The 4,157-nt window shown below is 60.8% G+C and carries 3 protein-coding genes; 1 reads left to right on the top strand and 2 read right to left on the bottom strand.

The window, feature by feature from the left end; all coding sequences use genetic code 11:
- Window positions 1-277: 277 nt before the first annotated feature.
- The gene (locus AC1DT2_RS16900) at window positions 278-2,695 is read right to left on the bottom strand and encodes a TonB-dependent receptor (RefSeq protein ID WP_477297619.1); all 2,418 of its coding nucleotides are present in this window, start codon (window positions 2,693-2,695) and stop codon (window positions 278-280) included.
- Between the two features lie 340 nt (window positions 2,696-3,035).
- Window positions 3,036-3,581: a MarR family winged helix-turn-helix transcriptional regulator gene (locus AC1DT2_RS16895; RefSeq protein ID WP_477297618.1), complete on the bottom strand. Its 546-nt coding sequence runs from the start codon at window positions 3,579-3,581 to the stop codon at window positions 3,036-3,038.
- 111 nt (window positions 3,582-3,692) lie between these two features.
- On the opposite strand from AC1DT2_RS16895, the gene AC1DT2_RS16890 reads away from it, so the two are divergent.
- The coding region (locus AC1DT2_RS16890; RefSeq protein WP_477297617.1) for an SDR family NAD(P)-dependent oxidoreductase at window positions 3,693-4,157 on the top strand (465 nt) is incomplete at its 3' end.

Genomic DNA, 4,157 nt, shown 5'->3' with positions numbered 1-4,157 from the left:
GCCAAATAGGTACATGGGCCGCGCAGCGGCCTTTCCTTGTCGAACGCGGAGGACCTGTCTGAGCAGCGAGGGTGGGCACCGAAGGCTCTGCGCCGCGACGTCCGGCGGCTAAGGCTCTGCGCCCCACGCCTCCACGCGAGCGGCAGCGCGAGCCGCGAAAAACACGCACTCGCAAAACGAGTGAACCGCCCCCTCCCGCATCCCCGAAATCCCGCGAAGAGCCAAAAAAAAGGCCAGTCCCTCACGGGACTGGCCTTTCAGTCGTAGCAAACAGCGCTTAGTTGAATGACGCGCCAAACGTGATCATGAACGCACGCGGCTGCAGCAGACCATAGGTCGGCGAGCTGGTGTACAGCGAGCCCTGCGTGGTCGCGAGGAACTGCGCCGAGCTGACATACGAGAACGCCTTGCGATCGGTCAGGTTGCTCAGGTTGACCTTGATGTAAGGCGACTTGAGAGCCTCCCAATCGCCGAAGCGGTAGCCACCGGCGAGGTTGAACTGGGTGAAACCACCCACGCGCTCGGTGTTGAGGTAGTCACCGTACAGCGAGCTGGTGACGCGTGCGGACAACGTAGCCCACAGGTGCGCGCCATCGTCGTAGCCGATGCTCACGTTGCCGATATTGCGGGCGGTATCGGGCATGGTCTTGCCATTGGCCGGATAGATGCCGTCGCCGCCGCCGTCGATGTTGCCGACGATCTTGGCCTGGGTGTAGGTGTACGACGCATACGCCGTCCAGTACGTGTTCAACTTGTAGCTGGCTTCGGAGCTGAAGCCCTGCATGTGCATGCGACGGATCGATGTGTAATACGTGTAACCCGTCGTGTCGTCGAACGCGCTTTCCTGCTTGTTGTTGTAGTTGCTGCGATAGACGTCGGCGCTGACCGAGAGCGCGTCACCGTAGAAACGCCAGCCGAGGTCCGTGTTCCAGGCCGTTTCCGGCTTGTTGGCGGCTTCCTGGTTGGCCAACGAATTCAGCAGGAGCACCGTGTTCGGCGGTGCACGGAAGGTCTTGCCGCTGCCGATGTAGAACTGGTTGCGCTCGTCCATCTGGAACTTGATGCCTGCCGTCGGCAGCACCTTGTGCCAGTTTTTGTCGACGTCCGTCGTGAACTGCTGCTTGGTGACGGCACCGGCGATCGAGCCCGGATATTCCTGCGCGAAGCCCGTACGATTCGTCCACAGGTAGCTCACGCCCGCGGTGAAGGTCCAGTAGTCGTTCGGCGTCCAGTTGTCGGTGAGGAAGCCCTTCTTGATCTCGGTGTTCGTGTACTCGTTGTACACCTTCTGGCCAAGACCACTCTTCGGGTAGAGCACGAAGGCGTCATCGCCCCAGATCGACGCCGGCGTGCCTTCGCTGTTCACCAGACCATAGAGATCCGACTGGCTCTTGCGCGAACGCTCGTACCACACGCCGTATTCGAGACTGTTGTCCTGACCGAGGTCCTGGTTGAACTTGGCGATGATGYCGGGACGATAGGTGAGTGCGGCCGAGTACGAATAGACCACGCCCTTGTCGGCGCCGGAGACGACGCCATTGTTGTTCACGTCCTGATTGGCGAAGCCGAAGCGATCCGCACCCGTCGGACTCTCGGTCACCGTCGCGCCGGCACCGCCGCCGCCATTGCCATACCAGAAGTAAGGCACGACGGAGAGGCGCAGGCTGTCGGTGAACTTGAACTCACCGTCGAGGCTGGCCATGTAGCTCTTGAACGGGTTGGTACGCAGGCCGTAGTAATACGTGTTGTTGTTGATCGCGGCGGTCGAGCTACCCGGCAACCACGTGTTCAGGTAGTCGTAGTGGTAACCGTTCTGCGCTACCTGCGCCTTGGTCAGCGAACGGTAGTTGATGTTGTTCTCGCGGTTGTACTGCAGCGAGGCACTGATCGAGTTGTTGTCGTCGATCGTCCAGACCGACTTGCCGTCGACCTTGGTCACTTCCATGTCGCCCGGGCCACGCCACTTGTCGGCGGTGTTCCGCGAGTACGAAATCCACGAACGCACCGGACCGGTATCACCCGTGTTGAGGCGGATGAAGGTGCGGCGGTAATCGTTGTTGCCCAGGCTCTGGGTGAAATCCACGCCAGCCTTATGCGAAGGATCGATCGTCGCCCAGCCGATGTGACCACCGCTGGCGCCGGAATCGGGCATGTCGATATCCGGGATGCCCTGGAGCACCGTGATGTCACCCATGTTCTCGCTGTCACCGTACTCGGTCGCGTAGACCGAGTAGCTGCCCGAGTCAGTGATCGGCGCGCCGTTGAGCGTCATGCCGATGTCCGACGAATCGAAGCCGCGGATCGTGTAGTGGCCGTTGGCCAGGCCGGTGACGTCATCCGTCGCGGCGTTCACGCCAGGGATCGAGCCGATCATCTGGGTGAAGTTCGCGCCAGGCGAGGCCTTGACGATGGCGTCGCGGGTAATCGTCGAAACCGCCTTGGCTGCCGTCTGTACCGACATCAGGCCGGCACCGAGGGTGAGGCTTYCCGCCTGCACCTGCACGCTGCTCATCTGCTGCACGCGGCGCGTATCGTTGGAGGTCGTCGTGTTCGACGTGCTCGACGCGCTGCGCTGCGCAGGCGTCTGCGCCGTGGTCGTCGTCTCGGACTGGCCCGTTGCATCCTGTGCCCAGACCGAACCCGCGGTCATCGAAAAGACGACGGCGATCGCCATGGAGAGATGGTTTCTTTTCACTGGAGTTTCCTGAGTTACAAGGGTTGAATCGTTATCCGCAGTTAACCGCTCGATACTATCTTTCGATAATCGAAGGTTCGTGCGATGTCTGCTGTCATTTCTGCGTAATACCTGCTGTAACACAGCAAGTTCTCACGCCTTCCCTAGGCATAAAAAAGCCCAGTCGACGGTGACCGGGCGGATATTGCGAAATCAGTTTTATTTTGCGGCTAATCGCACGAAATAATGCGTGCGTATTCGCTACCCCTGAAGATTCTCATGCTTATTTTACAACATATTTACAACGACGCCATTAGGCGCTCGTGGCTCTTCACATAATGCCGCGAAGCTGTTGGCCGTGTTAGCGGACTTTTCCGTTGTCGGCGCCATAAGCAATAAGAAACTCGTCAGACGAGACATAGTCCGCGACCGCCCGCAGCGCCGCAGCCGACTCGCTACCGAGCACCTTCTCGACCTGTTGATTGGCGACCGCCCAGTGCTTTAGCGCGCGATGCAGCAGACGGCTGCCGTCAGACGTCAACGCAGCGCGTTTGGCCCGCTTGTCGGTCTCGTCCGGCCGCAGTTCGATCAGGCCTTCCCTGACAAGAGGCCTCAGCGCGTGGGTTACAGCGGAAATCTGTAGGGCCAGCTTCGTCGCCAGGTCCTGCAGCGTCGGCACCTGCCCGCCATTGACGGAGGCCAATCGCTCGATCTCCGCGAGCAGCCCTATCTGCGTCGCCTTCAGGCCGATYGGCTCGAGCGCTTCGTCATACAGACTTCCCAACCGGCGCGCTGCCCGCCTAACGGCGGTGTTCGTGCAAGCGACGGCAAGAAAAGCGCTCAGGTCCGCCCCGGCCTTATCCGCCACGGTGGAATGCGCGCCCGGTTTTTTGGAGATTTTCGCCATGACGCAAGGATGGTTGAGCACTGAAGCATTGACAAGCCGCAAGTCTATCATATAGTTGAGCCCTCAACGTTTTGATTGAGCCCTCAACTGTTAGACCACGGAGTAACCGCTATGTCCTCTTCCAAGAAAACCGCTGTCGTCACGGGTGCCTCCTCGGGTATTGGTGCCGTCTACGCTCAGCGTCTGGCCGCTCGCGGCTACGACCTCGTTCTGGTGGCGCGCCGCGCAGACCGTCTGGCCACGCTCGCCGAACAGCTCACCAAGGCCCACGGTGTAGACGTGCGCGTGCTCGCCGCCGACCTCGGGAAAGACGCCGATGTTGCCAGGGTGGAAGCTGTCCTCCGGAGCGATGCCAGCGTGCAAATGCTGGTCAATAACGCGGGCATGGCACGACTACGTCCGCTCCTGGACACCTCGGTCGACGATTCACTGCAGCAGGTGGCCTTGAACATCACCGCCCTCACCCGGCTGACGCAGGCCGTCCTGCCCGCCTTCGTGTCGCGCCACGAAGGCACCGTCATCAACGTCGCTTCCGTGCTCGCGGTACATTCGCTGCCGATCAGCGCCGTCTACAGC

It is taken from the genome of Luteibacter sp. P4_E6 (assembly GCF_056401535.1).
This window is presented reverse-complemented; position numbering and strand designations above follow the sequence as displayed.